The organism is Chitinophaga sp. (assembly GCF_017745275.1).
Classification (GTDB): domain Bacteria; phylum Bacteroidota; class Bacteroidia; order Chitinophagales; family Chitinophagaceae; genus Chitinophaga.
The window spans coordinates 681,027-699,673 of sequence record NZ_JAGHZS010000002.1 but is presented as its reverse complement, the minus strand read 5'-3'; the positions used below and the strand labels follow the sequence as shown (position 1 = coordinate 699,673).

The following is an 18,647-nucleotide window of genomic DNA, read 5'->3' as shown; positions in this document are numbered from 1 at the left end:
AGCAAAAAGCTATTGTAGCGGATGATCGTAGCGGATTTTGTCTGTAAACAGGATTATACTGATTATGCTGATTTTTATTTTTGATTATAAAAGAAGGGGGAATTAAAACAGATATCTGCTTTAATCCTCCCTTCTTTTTTTTAATCTCCAAAATATAAGCATAATCAGTATAATCCTGTTTACAGACAAAATCCGCTACGATCATCCGCTACAATAGCTTTTTGCTTTCTGCTTTATGCTTTCTGCTCTCCCCAGGTCCTGATTACTGGTAATGAAATACTTCTTCCATTCCTGACCAGGTTTCGCCCTTTGCTGCAGCATCCGGTAGTGGCAGTTGACAAGGTGCGGTTGCCTTCCACCAGCGTTGAGTGGTGGTATCATTTTTCATACGCTGCATATCTGCATTGAAATCTGTTCCGGTGTATTCAAAATAGCTGAACAGGAACCAGTTTTCATTTATTTTTTTCAGGTAGATGGAATAGTTACTGATATGGCAGGCGCTGATCATTTTCAGTACATCCGGCCATACGGAGGCGTGGAGCTGCTTATACTCCGCTATTTTTTCCGGGCGCAAGCCAACAACGGAAGCATAACGACTCACCGGGCGGGGTTGTTTGTGGCAGGAAAAAAGGCCCACCAGCAGTAGTGTATATAAGGCTGCTTTCATAACGAACTTTTCAGGTAGTGTATGCCTGCTAAGTTAGTGGGTAGTCCACGATGTTATGCGGGCTCCCTTGACTTTTTTCAACACCGTATTGACTAATGATGTTACAGGTCGGGTAAGGCTACCTGTTCATTGGTAGGATATTGGTAGTGTTCGAGGAAATAGCAATATCGTCTGAGGTCTGTTTCTGCGGCACCGGATCGGAGATAATCGATATAGGCCTGCTCATGGCCCTCGTTCAACGCGCGTAATTCCCCGTCCTGAAGTGCAACAATTACATCCCCGCGGTTACGCCACCAGGTCTTACAGGCATCATATGTCCAGTGATCATTGCCATTGCCGGCGTAACCATCAAATGGATCTATGCCGGCAGCAGTCAGTACACCTAGTAGTTCCGTATAGTTGGCGGGCTGTCTGTACACATATTCCCGACCGTCGTTGTCATATAATACATTAAACGGCGCCTCCGGGCGACCAGTACCGCAGTTATCTGTCTCCCCTGTATAAAGCGGCCCAGGGAAATTGAGGGGATGTTTCTCCGGCCAATAGTCCCCATCAAAAATGGGCAGATACCAATTAACCCCCATTACTTCCTGCAAGGTGTGTATCCTTTCATTCACATAGGGTACATAAAAAAAGGAAAAGAAGTCTTCGCCAAATATGGCTTCTAACTGTGCTGCTATCTTACTATCCATAATTACAAAATGATATAGGCTAAAGAAAGGTCGCAAAGATCACTATTTTTAGGAAATCGTATCCCTGCTTAATGCATTCGTACGCTTTTTACGTTTATCACGGATTTTAAAAACAGCAAAAACAACGTAAACAATAATTTCCAGCAACTGTACAATGATATGCTATTTACGAGGTTAGAACAATATTTCTAAGTTACTTTAAACAAACCATCCTGTCATCATCCTAGATGTTTTTTTACCACATAAATACAAATGATCCTGGTAAGTTGGGTATAACTGGCAGGGATATACGAGCCTGCAATTCTGATGACATCTATTAGAAATGAAGTGGATATAAGATGAAGTACTTTTCATCTCCCTGTACTAACCCCAATAAAAAAGTCCTGTCACCTTCCTGGTGACAAGGACTTCCTATTATAACCAATTCCTATTAAAATGCACTGTGACGCATGCCCCCATCTACCGCAACGATAGAACCAGTTACGTATTTGGCGCGTGGCGACACCAGGAAGGTAGCCATGTTTGCCATGTCCTGTGCTTCTCCGAAATCTCCCAATGGAATCTGCTGCGCCGCAAAGGCCTTGCGTTCTTCTTCATTAAAGAAACGACGGACATTTTCTGTGTCAATTAATCCAGGCTGCAAATTGTTGACCCGGATACCATACTTACCCACTTCGCCGGCCAACTGCTTGGACCATGCTACCAGCGCCGCCTTATACACTGCCGATCCGTTCATAACACGCAATTCGAAGGTGCTGATGGTATTCAGGATAGCTCCCTGCTTCCGCTCTATAAAATGCGGCAAAAATTGTTGGGTCAGTTGCCGGTGACGCTCAAAGTCCAGGATCATAGAAGCACCCCATCCTTCATCTGAAGCAACAATATCCAATGGATTACTGCGGCCTGCGTTGTTGACCAGGATATCTACAGACCCCAGTGCAGCGAAAGCTGCTGCCGCAATTTTCTGCGCAGCATCCGGTGCTACAAAATCCTGCGCGAAAGTAACCGGCTCCGCACCACCCGCTGCTATTATCTCTTCTTTGACTTCCTGTAGTAACGCTTCGTTTCTGCCTGTCACAAATACTTTTACTCCTTCCAACGCCAATTCCTTTGCCACAGCGCGACCAATACCCTGGCTGGCTCCAGTAACTACTGCTGTTTTTCCTTTTAAATACAAGTCCATACTTTTTGTCTTAATGAGTGAACGTTATTTTTAATAAATGCTTTGCGCGCAAAAAAGCGATTAAAAATTTCTTTTGTAAAAGTACAGGGTAGCTACTAATTTTATATGCTGTACAACCAATTGTGGGGTACTTACAAATATGTAACTAATGGCTACCAGGAAGCAAAACTCTACTTATACCCGTAACGAAGCATTTATGGTGGAATGCGATCTTACTTACGCTGTAAATAAGATCGGTGGCAGGTGGAAAATATTGATCATCAGTAAATTGGAAACAAAGAAATACCGGTTTAATGAATTGAAGAAAGAATTTCCGCTTATTACAGAACGTATGCTCACCCTGCAATTGCGGGCACTGGAACAGGATGGCCTCGTAAAACGTACCGTATACGCCGAAGTGCCACCCCGTGTAGAATATGAACTCACCGAAATGGCCATGGCCTTCGGCCCTATCTTCAAACAACTCAGCGAATGGGGGAACAAACATAGACATACGCTTCCTCCGGCAGTACCATTAAAGAAATAAACGCCCCTGCTATCATGAACTTTTCTAATACCGCTGCTAAATACCAGGATCGGCTAAAGTGGGATTCGCGTTTTGTAGTAAAAGATCGCCAGGAGGTTATTGATTACCTGAAACGACAAAATATTGAGCCCTTTAAGCACGTGATTGATTTTCAAGTGAAATACTCCGGGATAGAACTTACGCTTCCCGGCAAACCCGGTACTACTTTTTATGCACACCTATTCTCTCAAAACGACATAAAATCTGATGCGGAAATTGATCACGTGAAAATCAACGGACGGTCTTATTTTTTCTGTGGAGATCACGAAACCGCCCAGTTTTGGTTTGTGTTAAGCGAAACAGGAGAGATATGCACTTACAATAACCAGGATGAATCCATCAATCCTCTCTTTTCTTCCTTTCAGAAATTTATTGAAACATACGCACAACAACATCGTCAGCGCCAAAACAAGCTATATGAACATCCTCCATACTATAAATTAAAAAATAGCACTGCGTTACAGGAACTGGTCAGTACTTCCCCGGAATATACTCCTGCAAATGACCAATATAATCAGTGGTATACAGCAAATGACATCGTGATCTATCAGGGAACATGGTTCCAGGCGCCAACTGCGTTTATTCATATGTACGGCAAACGGGAAGCCGATTGCGAAAAATTTGTTCAGTCCTTAAAAGCCAAAGGTATCATTGAATAATTTGCAGATAAGCTAAGTGCTGAGGTATCCATCTCCCTGAACATCCATCACTACTTCCCAAACTTCCGGGAACCTGCTACGCATAAAATCACGCCCACTGTGACGCCCAGCATTCCCATGCTCACCTGCTCATGCAGTAAGGTAGCCGCGAGCGCCAATCCAAAAAATGGTTGTAATAATTGCAGTTGCCCCACCGCCGCAATACCTCCCTGCACCAGTCCGCGATACCAGAATACAAAACCAATCAGCATACTGAAGAGCGACACATAACCCAGTCCAAACCACGCCCCGGCACTGATGCCGCTAAATGTAGCCGGTAACAACAACAGCGTAGCCGGTAACATCACTGGCAACGACAATACCAATGCCCAGCAAATCACCTGCGATCCACCCAATGTTCTTGACAATTTCGCTCCCTCCGCATAGCCAAGTCCGCATACGATAATGGCGAGTAACATCAGCATATCTCCCAGGGGTGAAGCGGAAAGTCCCTGCGACACCGCATATCCCACCACCAGCAAACTGCCGGCAACAGAAAACAGCCAGAATGCCGGCTTAGGGCGCTCTCCACCCCGCCATACACCGAATATAGCGGTAGCTAACGGTAACAGCCCTACGAATACAATAGAATGCGCAGAAGTGACATACTTCAATGCCAATGCAGTAAGCAAGGGAAAACCCACCACCACGCCCAACGCCACAATGGCCAATGGGAAAAGCTGCGACCTGGCAGGTCGCTTTTCCTTGCCTATCCATAGCATCACTGCGGCAATTAACCCGGCGATAGTAGCCCGGGTTACCGTCACAAACACCGGGTCAAAATCATGTACTGCCGCCCTGGTAGCTGGTAAAGATCCACTGAATATAAGTACGCCTATGAATCCGTTGATCCAGCCGCTGTTAATCACCCTTTTTTGAACTAATAACTGACCTTCCATGATGTTGTGCTTACTTTAATTTATACAAAATGACAGAAAAAGCAGCAATAAACACAGTCCCAGTTTTGCCAATTACAATGGACACAGTTAAATTTGTTCTATGAGCAGGGATTTTATATACGATGAGATTGCCAATGGCATTGCCGGACAAATTAAAAGTGGCATATTAAAACCGGGCGACCGGCTCTCTTCAGTGAGAGAACTATGCGAAAAGCACCGCATCAGCATGAATACGGCGAAACGTGTTTTCCTGGAACTGGAGGCACAGTCGCTCATCTATGCGAAGCCACAGTCCGGTTATTTCGTGAGCCAGCTCCCTTATTCAAAACTGCCGCTGCCGGCCATGAGCCGTCCGTCGGCTATGGCCAGCATGAATGAGCCAGATGAACTGGTCAGCGCCGTGTATGCCAACATGGGCAACGACCGCCTCACGCTCTTTTCACAGGGAGCGCCCGCCGCCGCACTGCTGCCACTGGCCCGGCTGAAAAAAGAAGTGATGCAGGCCACGCTGACACACAACGGGGGCACAGTATACGAACCATTGCAAGGCAACCTGAAATTACGCAATGCCATTGCCACCCGCGCGCTGACCTGGGGTGGGCATCTACACGAAGATGACCTGATCACCACCGCCGGCGGCATGAGCGCAATATCCTTCTGCCTGATGGCACTCGGCAAACCCGGCGATACAGTAGCGGTAGAAAGCCCGGGCTTTCCCGGCACGCTGCAACTCATCAGGAGCCTGGGATTGAAGGTACTGGAGCTACCCACCCATCCTACTACCGGCGTTCAGTTATCTGCCTTAAAAGCCGCTATTCCCCGCATGAATATCTGCCTGCTGGTACCTAATTTCAACACGCCACTGGGAAGCTGTATGCCGGATGAACAAAAGCGGGCCGTGGTAGCCTTGCTGGAGGAACATGGTATTCCTCTCATTGAAGATGATATTTATGGAGATTTATATTTTGATACCCAACGTCCCAAATGCTGTAAAGCATATGATAAAACCGGGAACGTGCTGTGGTGCAGTTCTGTATCTAAAACACTGGCACCAGGTTATCGTGTAGGCTGGGTAGCGCCGGGAAAATACAAGGAAAAACTACTGCAGCTAAAACTGGTGCATACCATTACGGCAACGACCCTGATGCAGGAAGCCGTGGGCAATTTTCTCAAAACCGGCAAGTATGAACAGCACTTACGACAACTCCGCCGGACATTGCAGGAGAACTATCACCACTATGTACAAACCATTGCGCAATATTTTCCGGAAGGCACTAAAACCAGCAGGCCACAAGGAGGACTGGCCATTTGGGTAGCATTTGATGAAAGGATTAATACCGCAGAATTATATGACCTCGCTATTAAACACCGCATCAGTATTGCACCGGGGCGAATGTTTACTTTACAGGATCAATATACCCACTGCATGCGCCTCAATTTCGGGATGCCCTGGTCGGAAGAAGTAAAATCAAAATTAAAGCAGCTGGGCAGGATGGCGAAACAGCTTTTAGCTTTTAGCAGTTAGCTTTTAGCAAATGCAGCGAAGATCATGTTATGTTTATCTTCGCTGCATTTGCTAAAAGCTAAAAGCTAATGGCTAATAGCTGCTTTCGGTTCCAGTCCGAGGTTTTGCAGCATCTTCATATCTTCTGACACACCTGGGTTAGGCGTTACGAGTAATGTTTGACGTTCACCTGTGAAGATAGAATTAGCACCAGCCATAAAGCACCAGGCCTGTTCGGATTCTGTCATTTCAATACGGCCCGCGGTGAGACGCACTGTAGAAGCAGGCATCACAATTCTGGCGGTAGCAATCATGCGTACCATATCCCATGCATCTACTTTAGGATTATCTTCCAGTGGCGTACCTTTTACTCTCGCCAGCGCGTTGATGGGCACTGATTCCGGGTGCTTAGGCATGGTGGCCAGGGTGAGGAGCATAGACATGCGGTCGCGATGTGTTTCCCCTAATCCGATAATACCGCCGGAGCATACTGTGATACCGGCTTTGCGCACGTTGTTGATGGTATTGATACGGTTATCAAATTTCCGCGTGGAAATAATTTCTTTATAGTAATCTTCTGAAGTGTCGAGGTTGTGATTATAAGCATGTAGTCCGGCTTCCTGCAGGCGTACCGCTTGTTCTTCGGTGAGCATACCAAGTGTACAGCATACTTCCAGGCCGAGATCATTCACGCCTTTTACCATGTCGATCACGCGGTCGAAGTCTTTGTTATCCCTTACTTCGCGCCAGGCGGCGGCCATGCAGAAACGGGTAGATCCGGTTTCTTTTGCTTTTTGCGCATGTGCCAGTACGGTTTCGGTAGGCAGTAAAGCCTGCACTTTGATATCCGTATGATACCTGGCTGCTTGTCCGCAGTAGGAGCAGTCTTCCGGGCATCCGCCGGTTTTAATAGATAACAGGGTGCATACCTGTATTTCTTTGGCGGAATGCCATTGACGGTGAACGGTGGCCGCCTGGTAAACCAGTTCCATCAAAGGCTGGTCGTAAATGGCCTGGATTTCTTCCAGGGTCCAGTTATTTCTGATGGCAGATGTCATGATGTGTGATTGAGTGGATGATAATATTGAATGCGTTAATCAGGCGTATTGGTGTATTTCCTGGCTGATGGCGGCGAGCCATTCGTTAAACAACTGCTCTTCCAGTGCCTGCACCTGCCGTGCATGTACTTCCCAGTTGGCATCAAACTGGTTGAGCTGGTTGATCATTTCTTCCAGGTGGCCTTCTTCTTCTACAATGATAGAACGTACCATCACTTTGCTCTGCGCCTGATCCAGCGCGGCCTGGTATACCGGGTAAAGGAGGTCGGCACGCACTTCTATGGCGTAAGTCACAAAAAGATAAGCAGCGTATTTCAGCGCTTGCCCCGATAAACCAAAGGCATTTTTCAGGTATCGACAGGTTTGGACATCCAGCTGGTGCAGGTATTGCCGGGTTTGATGCGGCGCCAGCAACTCGTGTAGCTGATAGGTTTTACAACTGTCGGTATCTATTTTAGCGATCTGTTTTTTCAGGTAATAGGCGTGGCGATGCTCTTCTGCCGCATGTTTGAGCTGAATAAAATCTACCCGCACCGGATCTTCGCAGGCAGATATTTTCCGGGCACCGGCATTTTCCATAAAGGAAAGAGTATTTAACCAACGCGCATGAAGGGTATCGCGACCAACAATCTGTTGCAGTAAGTCTTGCATATTCAACGATTTCCGGCCAAAAGTAGCCAGTTACCGGATGATCTACCTAGGCCAGTTTTCACATTATAGCTGGTCCGGTCAATTTTCACCCGGCCATTAACCGCCAAATATGGGCCATGACGGCGGTTCTTATCTCCCGATATTATAAAAACTACCGGCTTTATATATAATAAAAAAATTTATACAGATGAGGTATGCCCTAAATAAAATACCTTGCCGGACTATTTTACTATCATTCTGATAACAATATGAGTAGTCCGGGCCAGGTTCCTTATAAAAGTTTTGTGCAGATAGACCGGCAATCGGGTACGGCCATCTATTTGCAAATTGCCCACCAGCTGATCAATGCCATACAGCGTGGCTACCTCGTGACCGGTACACGGCTGCCAGGCACCCGCTATTTCTGCGAGCTGCTGGACGTAAACCGGAACACCATGGTAGCCGTATATGAAGAACTGGATGCCCAGGGATGGGTAGAAACACGCCCCAACAAAGGCACCTTTATCATCGGTAAAATAGATCCCCGCCCGCAAAAAATAAGGAATACTGCCGAACACCAACTGGCGCATTATCCTAAAAAAACCGGCTTCTCTTTTACCAAATCCAATTTGCTGGACAACCCATTTGAACATTCCTCCTGTGAGTATGTGTTCAACGACGGCACCCCTGATATACGGCTGACACAGATCAGCCACTTATCCAGCCTGTACAGCGCTAACCTGAAAAGAAAAAGCAATCACAAAAAGCTAGGCTACTACAACCACGACGGCAGCGAGTTTTTTAAACAACATTTATCGAACTACCTGAATCAATCCCGCGGACTGCATATTTCGAAAGACAACATCCTTATCACCCGCAGCACGGAAATGAGTGTGTTCATCACGTCTGAAATATTATTATCGCCCGGAGACATTGTACTGGTGGGCGCGCTCAGCTACTTTTCCGTGAACATGATTTTTCAGAAATCCGGCGCCAGCATTATGCCGGTACCGATTGATGAAGAAGGAATTGATGTAGACGCCGTGCGGGACATTTGCCGGCGGTATAAAATCAGGATGCTATACATCACCCCACACCACCACTACCCCACTACCGTTACCCTCAGCGCTTCCCGGCGCATTGAACTCCTGCATTTAGCCAGTGAATTTGGTTTTATTATTTTGGAAGATGATTATGATTATGATTTCCATTACGACAATAGTCCCGTACTCCCACTGGCCAGCGCCGACAGTCACGGTATGGTAGTATATATCGGCGCCTTTGGAAAGTCGCTCGCACCGGGCTTTAGAACAGGTTTCATTGTAGCGCCGGAAAACCTGATGACGGAAATGCGCAAGCATCTCGGCATCATTGACAGGCAGGGAGATGTATTGATGGAGCAGGTTTTAGGTGAGATGATTGAAGCAGGAGAAATACACCGCTACCTGAAAAAATCGCTGAAAATATACCAGGAACGACGCGATCATATTGTAACCATACTGGAAGAGCAACTACCTGAATTCATCGACTTTAAAAAACCTGCCGGCGGGCTGGCTGTGTGGACCCGCTGGAAACAACCCATTAACCTGATGCAATTGAGTAAAGCCTGTGCAAAAAACAACCTGTTCATTCCTAAAACGTTGTTGTACCAGCACAAGGCGCTTACCGCTATGCGGCTGGGTTTCGGGCACTTCACGCTGGCGGAGGCGCAAAACAGTATCCGGATATTGCGGCAAGGTATACTGGAGCAATGGGATCGTTAAAAGTTGTTTTTACAAATAACGCGGAAGCAAAAATTCGGGGTATCTTGTGATAAATAAAGGCAGCTTATGGCCAAAGCATCGTCTGTGATCATGCCGGCAGGCATACGGCTTTCAAGGGATTCCAACGTTCCCTTATACATGCAGTTATACCAACAGATCAAAGCTTTAATTAACGCCGGGCAACTCCAGCCGGGCAACCGCATACCGTCCAGCAGGGAACTTGCTGCAGAACTGGGTGTATCCAGGGTGATTGTGAGTCAGTGTTTCGAATACCTCATTTTAGAAGGCTACCTGGAAGGTAAAACCGGCGCCGGTACTTTCGTTGCCGCCGTACAGCCGGAACAGTTATTACAGGTGCATCCTTCTGCAGAAAAAAGATCTCCTCTTCCTAAAAAAGTATTACCTCCTTCCGTTGAAAAAAAACCAGGCGATCGTATTACAGCACTGCCTTTCCAGATGGGCATGCCATCGCTGGACCGCTTCCCTTATCATATCTGGCAGAAAATAGGCAACAATGTGTTGCGGGATTTGAAGCGATACCATTTGGGTTATGAAGATACGCTGGGTTTATGGGAGCTCCGCACCGCTATTGCCACATACCTTCGGTTAGCCAGGGGCGTTACCTGTGATGCCACACGGGTGATGGTAGTAACAGGTTCACAGCAAAGCCTCAATCTTGTGGCCCAGGGCCTGCTGCAGCCGGGAGACGAGGTATGGATGGAAGATCCGGGCTACCATGGTGCACGCCGCGCATTTTTGCATGCCGGCATCAAGGAATGCCCGGTGCCAATACAACCGGATGGTTTGGATGTATCCTATGCAATGACCCATTATCCCAACGCCAAACTAGCTTATGTAACTCCCTCCCACCAATTTCCTACGGGCTATACGCTTTCTGCTGCCAAAAGAAAACAACTGCTGGATTGGGCTGCGGCCAGCAACAGCTGGATACTGGAAGATGATTATGATAGTGAGTACCGCTACGAAGGCATGCCCCTGCCCTGTTTGCAAAGCGAGGATACCCATGGCCGGGTAATTTATGCAGGTACTTTCAGCAAAGTACTTTTTCCGGGGCTGCGGCTGGCCTACCTGGTACTTCCTTCTTCTGCGCTGATAGAACGCTTTAAAGTGATGAAGGATAACATGGACCGGCAATCGCCTGCTATGGAACAATACCTGTTATATCAATTCATTGAAGGAGGCCATTTCCAGCGGCATATCCGTAAAATGAGGCTGCTATATGCCGAACGTCAGCAAACGCTGATAACGCTCCTTAAAACCCGGTTAAATGCCTATGTTACCGTGCATGAAGTGCCGGCTGGTATGCATTTATTATGCTGGGTAAAACCGGAAGTTGATATTGATACTTTAAAACAGGCCATTAAAGCCGCGCAGTTATCCGCCGTATTCCTGGATTGGTTCACTACTACGCATCAGCTGCCACCCGCCATTTTACTGGGCTTCACGGCTTACTCTTCCTATAAGTTAAAAACAGGTATCGAAAAATTATCCGGCTGTTTCCAGTTGGCTGCCCGCTAATCCGAAAGTGGTCTTATCCGAATGATGTAAATGGACTTAATCACCTATCATTGCGGAATGTAGTTTTGTTTCACAAATCAAGTAAAGATGAAAACAACTACTTCCGACATCATAACTAAGCCAACTATCAGCAATACCGATACATTACCACGCAAACGCGTGAGGGCGCTGGACACAGAGATCAGTTACATTGATACCGGCGCCGGAGATCCGGTAGTTTTTTTGCATGGCAATCCTACCTCTTCTTTTTTATGGCGTAACATTATTCCCTGGCTCAGTAAACACCGCCGCTGCCTGGCTCCTGACCTGGCAGGCATGGGACAATCCGGTAAATCACCCGATCAGCGCTACCAGTTTACCGATCACGTGGCCTATCTCGATGCCTGGTTCGAGGCAGTAGGACTGAAAAAAAATATCGTGTTGGTATTGCATGACTGGGGCTCTGCATTAGGCTTTCACCGCGCCTTTCGTTACCCGGAGCAAATACAGGGCATTGCTTACATGGAAGCCATTGTACAACCCAGGAGATGGGAAGATTTTCCTCCCGGCAGAGATGCCATATTCCGCGCATTACTGTCGGACAAAGGAGAAGAAATGATTATGAAAGATAACTTCTTTATAGAAACGGTATTACCGAAAAGTATTATCCGGAAACTGGATGATACCGAAATGGAAGCTTACCGCGCTCCCTTCCGCCACGAAGAAGACCGCCTGCCTACGCTCATCTTCCCCAGATCCCTTCCCATCGACGGTAAACCGGCAGACATTGCTGCTATCGTAGAAGCCTATGGACAATGGATGGCGAAAAACGACTTACCTAAGTTATTAATCTCCGCAGAACCAGGCGCATTGCTGGTGGGCAGGGCATTGGAATTTTGCCGTACCTGGCGAAATCAGCAGGAAGTAACCGTAGCGGGCATCCACTACGTACAGGAAGACTCTCCTGCCGCCATTGGAGAAGCCGTGAGAAATTTTGTACTGGAGCGTTGTGCTGACAAATAAAACAGCCAGCTTTCTAAAAACAAGGGCATGATACCAGTATCACGCCCTTATTTTTTTAATCGCCCGTTTATTCAGGGTTTCATATTGTTAAGTATCTCCTGCCATATCAGGCGCGCTAACTGCTCCTGTTCTACGGTTTCGATATTTTGCTCCACCGACACATGTCCATCTTCGTTAAACTGCAGGTGCATCGTTCCATACCCCGGCACCTCCTGTTTCTCATTCGCGGAAGATACCTGGTAAGTGGTAGTTTCATTCTCATAATTTACATCCACATGAAACCGGTAAGGCTTATTATCTATGTAAACAGTAATATCTGTTGCTTTCATCTTCACTTAACATTTAATAGTGATTGCTGAGGAATAATCAGGCCAACCCGTGGAAATATCTCACTCTTTCTTCTTTTCCCGTTCTTCGTCTTCCCGGTCAATGGCATCCTTTTCCTGCTCGCCAGATGGAATATCTTCCTCATCTCCTGCCTCCGCTATTTTCCTGATAACTGAAGAAACAGGCCCCGTCATTTTCTCCTGCGGCTCAGGCCCCATGGTTTCCGGGTCCGGCTTCACCCCGGCATGATGTTTTTGCTGTTCTGCTGCGGCTTTTTCGTCCAGTTTTTCTTTATCCGTTTTTCTTTCGTCAGACATGGCATTCAGTTTTAGTCCGCTTAATATTGCGACAAAACCGTGCCCATTTCATACAGCCACTGCCGTTAGTTATCCTTCTTATGTTCTGCCTGAGCCTGCGCGATATCACATTACGCTTCGTTACTTATCGTTAATGGTTGGGGGTGGAATAATTCCACACATTCTAAGATAAATAGCCATCTGTCCATAGTGTTCATTGGCGTGGGTAAGTGCATAAAACGCCAGGTCAAGCTTTGGCAGTTTTCTCCACCTGAAATCAACCATATCCATGGCATTCTGGCTCGTCAATGTTGAAATCGCTTTACGGCCGGTCATAAACGAAAACTTAAGATATTCAATGATGTCTTTCTTCGTTTTAATGCTTTTGGGACCATTTACATCTTCGATATCTGCCCGTACGGAATCGCCTGTAATGGCGCTCCATATGAGGATATTATCCGTGGCAAGATGCATGATTTGCCCGGCGAATGTTCGCGCCCCTTTAAAATCACTATCTTTTATATCTAGTTTTTCAGGTGTAAAATTATACCTGCTTTCCGGCATGGCTTCTGCGGTTGTCAAAATATCTTTCTCAATTTTATTGAACAGTCGCTCTATAGCAGGTGAAAGCGACTGCTGCCCCCAACAGGTAGTTGTCAGGATACAGCAAAAAGAAAAAATAATGATTTCTTTAATAGTCATAATACAATGTATTATTGGTTGATCGAGGCCAGCGGGTTATCACTATACCTACCGAATATAGTATTTTCAATGCAAATATTTTAGCAAGACAGGAAACAATACGACCACTATTTTACTACTTTTGAATCCCTATGCAATCATCCTTACTGAGTTACAAAGGTCAGCAACTAACTACCTTTCCGGCGAGTCTGCTGGACAACAAACATATAACCAACTTAAACCTGGAAAATAATCAGCTTGCGGAAATCCCGGAGTGGTTTGTGGAAATGCGCCACCTGAAAGTATTATATCTGGGCAATAACCAATTGGATAATATCGATATACTATCCGCCTTGCCTTCACTGGAAATATTACATATCAGTAATAACAAGATTACTTCCATACCAGACGATATAGATCGCCTTATACATTTAAGACGCTTATATGCAAATGGCAACCTTATCCGAACCCTGCCGCCGGCACTGTGTGAGTTATCATCACTTAATACGCTGTTGCTGGCGTACAATAAACTAACCACTATCTCAGATCAGCTGGGGCGATTACAACAACTGGATACGCTCAACCTGTTTCACAATGAGCTGACCTATATGCCCACATCTCTTGGCCAGTTAAAAAAAATGGGCTATCTGCAGCTTGGGATGAATAAGATTAAATATTTACCGCAAAGCATTGGCCTTTGCAGTAACATTACTTCCCTGGAAGTCTTTTCAAATGAACTGGAATACATACCCGCAGCACTTAAAAACATTCCGCATTTAAAAAATCTCAACATCGGCGACAACCACATTCGCCGGGTAGAAAACTTACCGGCAAGTATAGATAGGCTGAGCATTTACGCTAATCCAGTCAATTATATAGATCCTGCAATTCCGGAAAAATTCAAACAAGCGGCTCCTAAAGATTGGGGAACTTATCTGTATGCAGATAAGCAACAATGCGATGATTTGGGATTACAGAAAAGTGATTTCCAGGACCATCTTAAAATTATTGATATTCCCTCCGGCGAAATTTACTGGTCTGATTATAAAGATATGCCACAGGAATTAACAGGAAAATGGCAGCTTAAAAGAAGCCGTGATATAAACACCATTCATTGAGTTTCCCCTCATGCAAAAACCTTGTAGCACTCGTCTACAAGGTCAAGCACACAAAACAAACATATTTTTACGCCCTCCGCTTATACACCCGCATCGCAAAGAAATATCCTACTGCCATAATGCCCACACACCAGGCCATTGCAATCCAGATATCATTGCCTACCGGTTGATTGGAAAGCAGGGAACGGATAGTATCCACAATAGAAGTGACGGGTTGATTTTCAGCGAATATCCGTACACCGCGGGGCATCGTTTTAGTGGGCACAAATGCAGAGCTGATCAGCGGCAAAAAGTGAATCGGATAAGCGATAGCGGCAGCACCATCCACGGTTTTAGCCGATAGCCCGGCGATGGCAGCGATCCAGGTTAATGTCAGCGTAAACAAGGCCAGTATGCCCGCTACGGCTAACCAGGAGAATATGCCTGCGGATGACCGGAAGCCCATCAACAACGCAATGAGAATGATCACGATCACAGACAGGGAGTTAGATACCAGCGAGGTGAGTACATGTCCCCAAAGTGCCGCGGAACGGGCAATAGGCATGGAGTGAAACCGCTCAAATATGCCTCGTTGCATATCCAGGAATAACCGGTACGACGTATATCCCATACTGTTAGCAATGGCCATCAGCATGATGCCGGGCAACAGGTAATTGACATAGTTATCGGCCCCGCTCTGGATAGCGCCGCCCAGTACATACACGAACAACAGCATCAGCGCAATGGGCATAATAGTAACGGTGATAATGGTATCCATGCTGCGAAACACATGGCGCATAGAACGACCTAACATCACGCGCAGGTCTGTAAAAAAATAAGAAGGTATCGTTTCCATTTTAATTGTTTGCTTTTTTTCCAACGAGGGACAGGAATATTTCTTCCAACGTCAGTTGTTTTTCAATGTATTCTACTTTAGCAGGTGGGAATAACTTCTTCAGTTCTTCCAGTGTACCGCTGACGATAATTTTACCTTCCTGGAGAATGGCAATTCTATTGGCCAGCTGCTCGGCTTCATCGAGGTATTGTGTGGTGAGGAATACGGTTTTACCGCTATCAGCCAGTTCTTTCACGATTTTCCATACTTCAATACGGGCTTCAGGATCGAGGCCGGTAGTGGGTTCATCCAGGAAAATCAGTTGCGAGTCGCCCACCAGGCTCATGGCAATATCAAGGCGACGGCGCATTCCGCCGGAATAAGTGGACACCTTGCGGTTGGCGGCCTCCGTTAAACCGAAGCGATGCAGCAGGTCGTCCGCGATCTGCTGCGGCCCCTGAAGGTGACGCAGCCGTGCGATCAGGACCAGGTTTTCCCGCCCGGTGAGGATTTCATCTACGGCTGCAAATTGCCCGGTGAGACTAATGGACTGCCGTACGTGGTCGGGTGATGCTGTCACATCAAATCCATTCACCCACACCTGCCCGCTGTCTGGCTTCAACAGCGTAGTGAGGATTTTAACAATAGTGGTTTTACCGGAACCGTTGGGGCCAAGCAGGGCGAAAATACTGCCCTTCTCCACCTGGAAATCTACGCCTGCCAACACAGGGAGATCTTTATAGGATTTTCTCAATCCATGTACTGAAATAGCGATTTCATGTTGCGACATGTCTTATTTCCTTATGCTGTTAACAATATGATACCTGTCAAATTTGCTTTCCCATTTTTCAGGAATTCGTAGGTAAGCCGGTCTGCTTCACAATCCACAAACCGGATTTTCTTCAGATTCCTGCCTTTAAAGAAAGTATTGGTGAGTTTTGTGTTTCGAAAGATGACGTTGGCGAAGGAGCTGTCTTCAAAGCTGCAATCCTCCACGATGCCTTCAAACACCACATCTGCTATATATGTGGCATTAAAGGAAGTGCGATGTAACAACGCATTGGTGAACGTATTTTTTTCCAGGGAGCACGACCGGAAGACTGCCCCGCTAAAGTTAGCCCCCATGAAGTTGCAGTTCCTGATGTGGCAGCGGGAAAATTCCGTCCCTTTCAACAGGCAATCTGTGAAGATGTTTGTCTGCAAACTGGAGCCCTCCAGGCGGCTACGGCTCAAATCGGCACCGGTGAAATCGCAGCTGTCGATGCTGTTCCCTTTCATGAGCAGGCCCGACATATCCGAGCCCACGAACTTGCTGGACTGCATATTGGAACCACTGAACTTTTCATGCAGATCTTTCAAGCCGGAAAAGTCGGCCTTTACCCAATTGCCCCGCGACATGTTCCAGCCGGGCTTATCCGGCGCTTTTTCTGCTGGCAATACTTCTGCAGGAACCACGGAAGGAAAACTGTCTGAGAAATAGTTGAGGTCGACACCCAGGATTTCCGCGAGCCGGTTAAAAGTAAGGATGTCCGGGATGGATTCCCCACGCTCCCATTTTCCAACAGCCTGTGGACTGATAAATAAACGTTGGGCAAGTTGCGCCTGAGACATATTGCACTCTTTTCGTGCTTTGGCAATTTTGCCGCCAATTATACCTGGTTCCATAGCTGCTATCTTTTGTAATTTTTCGATAGCTCAAAGGTATCGTGGTTCTTGTCTATGGCGATCAAAAAAGCCACCACTGTTAGTTGTAATAGCGCTACTTACAGTTGTAATGCCACCACTGCGGGTGGTATTTGCCGCAATATCGCCTTTGGGAGGACAGGCGTAGCGGAGGATGGGCATAAAAAAAACCGCCACGCTCAGGCGTGGCGGCTCCCCTTCATTCAATTTTATCAGGTTTTCTCAGGCGCGTGTTTTCTTCAATTTAGCTTCTACCTTTTCACCGGGTTTGCTGATGGTGACTACTTTTTTCACCACTGCACTGTTGCCCGTACTATAGTTCCGGTTTACCGTATTAGCCGTTGTTCCCTGGAACATTCCATTAATATAATGATCGGTATAACCGGTTACCTCCGTTTGGCTGTAAGAGTGGGAATAGCCGAATTCGGTATACAACAGGTACTCACCGGGCATGAGGTTTACAAACTCATAATGTCCTTCATCATCGTATACCTGGGTACTTTTAATACAGGCAGCGGCGTCATCCAGTAAAGCGATGCCTTCGCGGCCTTTTTTACGTTGAGCATCGTTTACTTTTACCCATTCTTTAAAATAATCGTTGTAAGGGATGAGGATTACCTGGGTACCTTTGGGTGCCACTTGTTTGGCCTGGATATTCATTACCTGCATTTTGGCAAACACGGTACCATTGTCGTTGAAGTCGCGGGCAAACACCTGGCCATAGATGATGGAGTTGCCGCCTTTCACCATTTTCATGGTCAGGTCTTTATCAAAAGGAGCCTTGATGGAATTGAAATCTGTTTCAGCATCTACCATCCTGATTTGTGTACCATTGGCCCAGCTATCAATCTGCCAGAGGCGACGTGTTTTCTTATCGATGTAAGAAATGGATTTTTCGCCGGTGGAAGGCTCTACTACAGTAACCGCCCATACATCGTGCTTACCGGTGTATTTGCTCACCCAGGTGCTGTTGGTCACTTCTTCCACAATTGCCTTCTTTACATTTTCTTTATTCTCCGGTTTATATTCATAAACCGGTAAGTCGGTGCTATAGCCGGAAGTAAGCGGCAGCAGCGACAATAAGAACGGGTAAGTATAGCTATCGATGAAATACTGATTCCCTGCTTCTTTCACCTGGGTTTTCTGTTTTGTTTTCTTATCCACGTAATAGCCGGTCACTCCATTGTCGAAATGCAGCACCATGTCTTTAAGGGTGCTGTGGGAGGCCCGGTACACCGGTTTAAAATTACTCAGGTTAGATACGGCAGTATCTTTCCACTCTTCCAGTCCGGCGAGGGCCATAACAGTGGTGAGTGCCAGTTTATCGTTGGTGGTATTGATACCGATCGTAAAAGTACCTATAGGTGATTCGTTGCTACCATCCACCATATAACAGGCAAGGGTATATTTACCATTCTTCAGCAGTTTGCTGTCGAACTGCGTCTGCGCCTGGCTATTACCTGCAAAGACGGCTACAGCGGCAGCTATGAGTGCTAATGGACGAAAATAAGAAAGCATAGTTTTGACG

General features: G+C 46.6%; 20 protein-coding genes. 7 read left to right on the top strand and 13 right to left on the bottom strand.

Annotated features, from left to right (window positions below):
• Positions 1 to 262: 262 nt before the first annotated feature.
• The 3 genes from J7623_RS08595 to J7623_RS08585 all read right to left on the bottom strand — a co-directional run bounded on the left by J7623_RS08595 (position 263) and on the right by J7623_RS08585 (position 2,542).
• Complete coding sequence (locus tag J7623_RS08595) at positions 263 to 667, bottom strand: L-rhamnose mutarotase (protein WP_291919409.1); 405 nt, start codon at positions 665 to 667, stop codon at positions 263 to 265.
• Positions 668 to 768: 101 nt separating this feature from the next.
• Positions 769 to 1,359 carry a hypothetical protein gene (locus J7623_RS08590; protein WP_291919408.1) on the bottom strand — a complete coding sequence of 197 codons (591 nt, stop codon included), beginning with the start codon at positions 1,357 to 1,359 and terminating at the stop codon, positions 769 to 771.
• A gap of 430 nt (positions 1,360 to 1,789) precedes the next feature.
• A complete protein-coding gene (locus J7623_RS08585; protein WP_291919407.1) occupies positions 1,790 to 2,542 on the bottom strand; it encodes an SDR family oxidoreductase in 753 nt (250 codons plus the stop codon).
• 148 nt (positions 2,543 to 2,690) lie between these two features.
• Here J7623_RS08585 and J7623_RS08580 point away from each other — a divergent pair, with 148 nt between their 5' ends.
• Both J7623_RS08580 and J7623_RS08575 read left to right on the top strand, forming a co-directional pair.
• Positions 2,691 to 3,068 (top strand): helix-turn-helix domain-containing protein, encoded by a 378-nt coding sequence (locus J7623_RS08580; protein WP_291919406.1) that lies wholly within the window; start codon positions 2,691 to 2,693, stop codon positions 3,066 to 3,068.
• A gap of 14 nt (positions 3,069 to 3,082) precedes the next feature.
• Complete coding sequence (locus J7623_RS08575) at positions 3,083 to 3,766, top strand: hypothetical protein (protein ID WP_291919405.1); 684 nt, start codon at positions 3,083 to 3,085, stop codon at positions 3,764 to 3,766.
• Positions 3,767 to 3,816: 50 nt separating this feature from the next.
• On the opposite strand, the gene J7623_RS08570 is transcribed toward J7623_RS08575, so the two are convergent.
• The gene (locus J7623_RS08570; protein WP_291919404.1) at positions 3,817 to 4,704 is read right to left on the bottom strand and encodes a DMT family transporter; all 888 of its coding nucleotides are present in this window, start codon (positions 4,702 to 4,704) and stop codon (positions 3,817 to 3,819) included.
• Positions 4,705 to 4,804: 100 nt separating this feature from the next.
• Here J7623_RS08570 and J7623_RS08565 point away from each other — a divergent pair, with 100 nt between their 5' ends.
• A complete protein-coding gene (locus J7623_RS08565; RefSeq protein ID WP_291919403.1) occupies positions 4,805 to 6,229 on the top strand; it encodes a PLP-dependent aminotransferase family protein in 1,425 nt (474 codons plus the stop codon).
• A gap of 65 nt (positions 6,230 to 6,294) precedes the next feature.
• Here the strand turns inward: J7623_RS08565 and bioB are convergent, their stop codons facing one another.
• Together bioB and J7623_RS08555 are read right to left on the bottom strand one after the other, a co-directional pair.
• Positions 6,295 to 7,266, bottom strand: a complete 972-nt coding sequence (gene bioB, locus J7623_RS08560) for a biotin synthase BioB (RefSeq protein ID WP_291919402.1) — start codon at positions 7,264 to 7,266, stop codon at positions 6,295 to 6,297.
• 39 nt (positions 7,267 to 7,305) lie between these two features.
• The gene (locus J7623_RS08555; RefSeq protein WP_291919401.1) at positions 7,306 to 7,917 is read right to left on the bottom strand and encodes a hypothetical protein; all 612 of its coding nucleotides are present in this window, start codon (positions 7,915 to 7,917) and stop codon (positions 7,306 to 7,308) included.
• A 248-nt stretch (positions 7,918 to 8,165) separates the two neighbouring features.
• Between J7623_RS08555 and J7623_RS08550 the strand changes: the two genes are divergently transcribed.
• The 3 genes from J7623_RS08550 to J7623_RS08540 all read left to right on the top strand — a co-directional run bounded on the left by J7623_RS08550 (position 8,166) and on the right by J7623_RS08540 (position 12,200).
• Positions 8,166 to 9,659 (top strand): PLP-dependent aminotransferase family protein, encoded by a 1,494-nt coding sequence (locus J7623_RS08550; protein WP_291919400.1) that lies wholly within the window; start codon positions 8,166 to 8,168, stop codon positions 9,657 to 9,659.
• Positions 9,660 to 9,725: 66 nt separating this feature from the next.
• Entirely contained in the window at positions 9,726 to 11,198 is a 1,473-nt protein-coding gene (locus J7623_RS08545) for a PLP-dependent aminotransferase family protein (protein WP_291919399.1), read from the top strand.
• A gap of 87 nt (positions 11,199 to 11,285) precedes the next feature.
• On the top strand, positions 11,286 to 12,200 hold the full coding sequence (locus J7623_RS08540; protein ID WP_291919398.1) for a haloalkane dehalogenase: 915 nt from the start codon (positions 11,286 to 11,288) through the stop codon (positions 12,198 to 12,200).
• A gap of 71 nt (positions 12,201 to 12,271) precedes the next feature.
• Here J7623_RS08540 and J7623_RS08535 read toward each other — a convergent pair whose 3' ends face one another.
• The 3 genes from J7623_RS08535 to J7623_RS08525 form a co-directional block, all read right to left on the bottom strand.
• Positions 12,272 to 12,529, bottom strand: a complete 258-nt coding sequence (locus J7623_RS08535) for a hypothetical protein (protein WP_291919397.1) — start codon at positions 12,527 to 12,529, stop codon at positions 12,272 to 12,274.
• A gap of 60 nt (positions 12,530 to 12,589) precedes the next feature.
• Positions 12,590 to 12,844 (bottom strand): hypothetical protein, encoded by a 255-nt coding sequence (locus J7623_RS08530; protein WP_291919396.1) that lies wholly within the window; start codon positions 12,842 to 12,844, stop codon positions 12,590 to 12,592.
• Between the two features lie 120 nt (positions 12,845 to 12,964).
• A complete protein-coding gene (locus tag J7623_RS08525) occupies positions 12,965 to 13,525 on the bottom strand; it encodes a DinB family protein (protein WP_291919395.1) in 561 nt (186 codons plus the stop codon).
• Positions 13,526 to 13,656: 131 nt separating this feature from the next.
• Here J7623_RS08525 and J7623_RS08520 point away from each other — a divergent pair, with 131 nt between their 5' ends.
• Positions 13,657 to 14,622: a leucine-rich repeat domain-containing protein gene (locus J7623_RS08520; RefSeq protein WP_291919394.1), complete on the top strand. Its 966-nt coding sequence runs from the start codon at positions 13,657 to 13,659 to the stop codon at positions 14,620 to 14,622.
• 67 nt (positions 14,623 to 14,689) lie between these two features.
• On the opposite strand, the gene J7623_RS08515 is transcribed toward J7623_RS08520, so the two are convergent.
• The 4 genes from J7623_RS08515 to J7623_RS08500 all read right to left on the bottom strand — a co-directional run bounded on the left by J7623_RS08515 (position 14,690) and on the right by J7623_RS08500 (position 18,637).
• The gene (locus tag J7623_RS08515) at positions 14,690 to 15,457 is read right to left on the bottom strand and encodes an ABC transporter permease (protein ID WP_291919393.1); all 768 of its coding nucleotides are present in this window, start codon (positions 15,455 to 15,457) and stop codon (positions 14,690 to 14,692) included.
• A gap of 1 nt (position 15,458) precedes the next feature.
• Positions 15,459 to 16,226, bottom strand: coding sequence for an ATP-binding cassette domain-containing protein (locus J7623_RS08510; protein ID WP_291919392.1), 768 nt, complete (start codon positions 16,224 to 16,226; stop codon positions 15,459 to 15,461).
• Positions 16,227 to 16,237: 11 nt separating this feature from the next.
• A complete protein-coding gene (locus tag J7623_RS08505) occupies positions 16,238 to 17,101 on the bottom strand; it encodes a pentapeptide repeat-containing protein (RefSeq protein ID WP_291919391.1) in 864 nt (287 codons plus the stop codon).
• A gap of 240 nt (positions 17,102 to 17,341) precedes the next feature.
• Entirely contained in the window at positions 17,342 to 18,637 is a 1,296-nt protein-coding gene (locus J7623_RS08500) for a hypothetical protein (protein WP_291919390.1), read from the bottom strand.
• Positions 18,638 to 18,647: the final 10 nt, after the last annotated feature.

Excerpts from the sequence above, each read along its gene's own strand:
- J7623_RS08595 (WP_291919409.1), bottom strand. The coding sequence starts at position 667 with ATGAAAGCAGCCTTATATACACTACTGCTGGTGGGCCTTTTTTCCTGC.
- J7623_RS08590 (WP_291919408.1), bottom strand. The coding sequence starts at position 1,359 with ATGGATAGTAAGATAGCAGCACAGTTAGAAGCCATATTTGGCGAAGAC.
- J7623_RS08585 (WP_291919407.1), bottom strand. The coding sequence starts at position 2,542 with ATGGACTTGTATTTAAAAGGAAAAACAGCAGTAGTTACTGGAGCCAGC.
- J7623_RS08580 (WP_291919406.1), top strand. The coding sequence starts at position 2,691 with ATGGCTACCAGGAAGCAAAACTCTACTTATACCCGTAACGAAGCATTT.
- J7623_RS08575 (WP_291919405.1), top strand. The coding sequence starts at position 3,083 with ATGAACTTTTCTAATACCGCTGCTAAATACCAGGATCGGCTAAAGTGG.
- J7623_RS08570 (WP_291919404.1), bottom strand. The coding sequence starts at position 4,704 with ATGGAAGGTCAGTTATTAGTTCAAAAAAGGGTGATTAACAGCGGCTGG.
- J7623_RS08565 (WP_291919403.1), top strand. The coding sequence starts at position 4,805 with ATGAGCAGGGATTTTATATACGATGAGATTGCCAATGGCATTGCCGGA.
- bioB (WP_291919402.1), bottom strand. The coding sequence starts at position 7,266 with ATGACATCTGCCATCAGAAATAACTGGACCCTGGAAGAAATCCAGGCC.
- J7623_RS08555 (WP_291919401.1), bottom strand. The coding sequence starts at position 7,917 with ATGCAAGACTTACTGCAACAGATTGTTGGTCGCGATACCCTTCATGCG.
- J7623_RS08550 (WP_291919400.1), top strand. The coding sequence starts at position 8,166 with ATGAGTAGTCCGGGCCAGGTTCCTTATAAAAGTTTTGTGCAGATAGAC.
- J7623_RS08545 (WP_291919399.1), top strand. The coding sequence starts at position 9,726 with ATGGCCAAAGCATCGTCTGTGATCATGCCGGCAGGCATACGGCTTTCA.
- J7623_RS08540 (WP_291919398.1), top strand. The coding sequence starts at position 11,286 with ATGAAAACAACTACTTCCGACATCATAACTAAGCCAACTATCAGCAAT.
- J7623_RS08535 (WP_291919397.1), bottom strand. The coding sequence starts at position 12,529 with ATGAAAGCAACAGATATTACTGTTTACATAGATAATAAGCCTTACCGG.
- J7623_RS08530 (WP_291919396.1), bottom strand. The coding sequence starts at position 12,844 with ATGTCTGACGAAAGAAAAACGGATAAAGAAAAACTGGACGAAAAAGCC.
- J7623_RS08525 (WP_291919395.1), bottom strand. The coding sequence starts at position 13,525 with ATGACTATTAAAGAAATCATTATTTTTTCTTTTTGCTGTATCCTGACA.
- J7623_RS08520 (WP_291919394.1), top strand. The coding sequence starts at position 13,657 with ATGCAATCATCCTTACTGAGTTACAAAGGTCAGCAACTAACTACCTTT.
- J7623_RS08515 (WP_291919393.1), bottom strand. The coding sequence starts at position 15,457 with ATGGAAACGATACCTTCTTATTTTTTTACAGACCTGCGCGTGATGTTA.
- J7623_RS08510 (WP_291919392.1), bottom strand. The coding sequence starts at position 16,226 with ATGTCGCAACATGAAATCGCTATTTCAGTACATGGATTGAGAAAATCC.
- J7623_RS08505 (WP_291919391.1), bottom strand. The coding sequence starts at position 17,101 with ATGGAACCAGGTATAATTGGCGGCAAAATTGCCAAAGCACGAAAAGAG.
- J7623_RS08500 (WP_291919390.1), bottom strand. The coding sequence starts at position 18,637 with ATGCTTTCTTATTTTCGTCCATTAGCACTCATAGCTGCCGCTGTAGCC.